This window comes from Sulfitobacter sp. 1A13421, from assembly GCF_043557285.1.
Taxonomy (GTDB): Bacteria; Pseudomonadota; Alphaproteobacteria; order Rhodobacterales; family Rhodobacteraceae; genus Sulfitobacter; species Sulfitobacter faviae.
The window spans coordinates 1-2,682 of the sequence record NZ_JBIFFQ010000021.1 but is presented as its reverse complement, the minus strand read 5'-3'; the positions used below and the strand labels follow the sequence as shown (position 1 = coordinate 2,682).

The 2,682-nt window shown below is 62.1% G+C and carries 4 protein-coding genes; 1 reads left to right on the top strand and 3 read right to left on the bottom strand.

The genetic code is table 11. The features are described 5' to 3' along the window. Positions 1–84: 84 nt before the first annotated feature. The 3 genes from tnpC to ACGYLI_RS18010 all read right to left on the bottom strand — a co-directional run bounded on the left by tnpC (position 85) and on the right by ACGYLI_RS18010 (position 2,471). Positions 85–1,749 carry an IS66 family transposase gene (gene tnpC, locus ACGYLI_RS18020; protein ID WP_394420166.1) on the bottom strand — a complete coding sequence of 555 codons (1,665 nt, stop codon included), beginning with the start codon at positions 1,747–1,749 and terminating at the stop codon, positions 85–87. Positions 1,750–1,812: 63 nt separating this feature from the next. Then, complete coding sequence (tnpB, locus tag ACGYLI_RS18015; protein ID WP_394420165.1) at positions 1,813–2,166, bottom strand: IS66 family insertion sequence element accessory protein TnpB; 354 nt, start codon at positions 2,164–2,166, stop codon at positions 1,813–1,815. Then, positions 2,163–2,471 carry a transposase gene (locus ACGYLI_RS18010; RefSeq protein ID WP_394420167.1) on the bottom strand — a complete coding sequence of 103 codons (309 nt, stop codon included), beginning with the start codon at positions 2,469–2,471 and terminating at the stop codon, positions 2,163–2,165. The genes tnpB and ACGYLI_RS18010 overlap by 4 nt, the downstream gene beginning before the upstream one ends. Between ACGYLI_RS18010 and ACGYLI_RS18005 the strand changes: the two genes are divergently transcribed. Next, positions 2,427–2,682: hypothetical protein (locus ACGYLI_RS18005; RefSeq protein WP_394420168.1), on the top strand; the 256-nt coding region annotated here is incomplete at its 3' end. The two genes, ACGYLI_RS18010 and ACGYLI_RS18005, sit on opposite strands and share 45 nt — an antisense overlap.

Here is a 2,682-nt window from a genome sequence, read left to right as displayed (position 1 = left end):
GTATGCGCCGTCCGCGGCCCATTGTGAATCTACTTGCGGTCGGGTTTTCGCTTTCGTGAGTGCTCAGAATGAGCTCACTGGGGACTACCGGATGAGCTCATTCTGAGGGGATGAGGCCGCAGCGTAGGCCCATGGCATTAAAGCATCGATATCTTGGTCGAGATGACCGTTGGCGAGCTTGGTGAAGAGGTCGTGCAGGTAAGCATAGGGCTCTACACCGTTCATCTTGCAGGATCCGATGAGGCTTGCGAAGCGCGCCCAAGAACGGCCGCCCTCATCGTGGCCGGCAAAAAGCGCGTTGCGGCGATTCATGGCCGGGCTGCGGATGGCGTTCTCGACCAGGTTGGAGTCCATGTCGACATGGCCATCCTCGAGGAAGAGCTGGAAGCCGACTTGTCGCCGCAGCATGTAGGCAAGCGCTACACCGAGGTCGGATTTGCGCGAGACGCGCGTGGCCTGGGCGGCCAACCAGGCGAAGAACTGATCTACCAGAGGGCGGGACAATTCTTGGCGGACCGCCCGACGATGCTCAGGCGCTGACCCGCGGATGGCATCCTCGATCTTGTACAGCGCCGCGATGCGCACCAACGCCTCGTCAACGATGGGCGAGCCTTTCTGCGGCGTGGCCTTGATCAGCTTGCGCCGCCCATGGGCCCAGCAGAATGCCAGCTTCAACGGCTCACCCCCCTCGCGGTTTGGCTTAGCCAGATGGGTATAGCCGCCATAGGCGTCGACTTGGATCGTGCCATTGAAGCCAGTCAGGAGTTCATTGGCGTATTCGCCCTTTCGGCCGGGCCGATAGTGGAACACCACACCCGGTGGCGCCGGGCCGTTCCAACCGCGATCGTCGCGCAGCACCGCCCAAAGATAGCCGGTCTTGGTCTTGCCACGTCCGGGGGCCAAAACGGGGGCGGTCGTCTCATCGACATAAAGCCGGGTGCTGCCCTGTTTCAGCAGCACCGCCATTCGGTCCACCACCGGCGCGATCAGCGCACCGGTCCGCCCCATCCAGTCGGCGAGGACCGATCGGTCGATGGGCACACCGTGCCGCGCCATGACCACAGCTTGGCGGTTCAGCGGCATGTGCTCGGAATGCTTGGACACGGCGATCTGCGCCAGCAGCGCCTCGGTGGGCCAGCTGCCCTCCAGAAGATGCGCCGGGGCTTTCGCCTGCACCACGCCTGCGCGACCTTTGGGACAGGCGTATTTAGGGCGGATTGTGACGATCACCTGATACCGCGCCGGGATGTAATCCAGCCGGTCGACCCGATCCTCGCCGATCTTGACCATTTCGCCACAACCGCAAGGGCAGACGATGCTGTCTGGCTCAATGATGCGCTCGACGCGCGTCAGGTGTTCCGGCAAGGCGCGCGCCTTGCGCTTCTTTCGCGGCGCCTTCTTCTCGGGATTGGTCTCACTGGCCGCGATCTTCGCCTCGACAGCGTCAATCTGTTCCTGGGTCTCGGCGATGGCGGCTTCCAGATCCTCCAGCGCCAGTTCGAGCTGCGCAGGGTCCAGCTTCTCGGATTTAGGCCCGAACTTCGCATGTCGGTATTGTCCGACTTGACCTTGCAGCTTATCGATCAGCGCCTTCAACTCGGTGATGAAGGTGTCCTTTTCGGCGACGACCGCCTGCTCATGCTGGCGGGCCGCACGCTCAACCGCCAGCTCAAACTGCGCGGCCTCGAACGCCTTCACAACTTCGGGCGGAAGGTCTGGAAATAGGCTGAGATCGAAGGGCTGCGACATGTGGATTTATAGCTGTTCCAGTCAGGAAAAGCCAATAAAACAACGTCGAAACAGCCTAATAAATCAACCCGCAGCAACGGGGGCAGCGATCCGCTGCGCAACGATCCGGCGCCAGTCCAAACCTTCAAACAGAGCTTCGTACTGGGCGCGCGACAGCCGCATTGTCCCATCCTGAACCTTCGGCCAAGCAAAGCTGCCTTGCTCCAGGACTTTGTAAACCATCACGAGACCTGTTCCATCCCAAACCAAAATCTTCAGCCTGTCGCCGCGTTTCGAACGGAACACAATCGTCACCCCGGAATGCGGATCGAGCTTCAGTTCGGTTTGTACGATCAGCGCCAGCGCCCGATGGCCACAGCGGAAGTCTACCGGCCGCGTCGCGATCAAGATAGGCTGGCGCTGCCCCGCGACAATCATGTCGATCCTCGCAATGCGCGCGCCACCGCTGCTGCTCGCTCCGCCGGAACATCGTCCGGCACCCGCAACATCAGATCGCTTCCAAGCTCAATCGTGATGATGCCGGCGGCCCGGCCGGCATCCGCTGGCGGACCAGCGTCCTCAGGCTCCACCGTAACCGGCACAAAGGCGGGCAGAGCAGCAGGCGCTACCCCGGCCATGGCGTCCGCCGGCAGGACCAGCTCCCCCTGGCGTGCCCGCCGCCGCCACTCGGAGAGTTGATGCGCAGCCAAGCCGTGCTGTCGCGCGACATCCACCACCCGCACACCGGGCTGAAAGCTCTCGGCTACAATCCGGGCCTTCACATCATCTGGCCAGCGTCGATATCCCCGCGTTCGCGGCACAACCTCAATGAAGCCGTCAAACCCATTCCCGCCATCCGCCATCAACATCTCCTTCTGAATACTCAGAGAGAAACTCGCCGCTCCATCAGCGTAACGGAACCGTGGAAATCAATGGGACAGGGACGGCGCTTAC

Excerpts from the sequence above, each read along its gene's own strand:
- tnpB (WP_394420165.1), bottom strand. The coding sequence starts at position 2,166 with ATGATTGTCGCGGGGCAGCGCCAGCCTATCTTGATCGCGACGCGGCCG.
- tnpC (WP_394420166.1), bottom strand. The coding sequence starts at position 1,749 with ATGTCGCAGCCCTTCGATCTCAGCCTATTTCCAGACCTTCCGCCCGAA.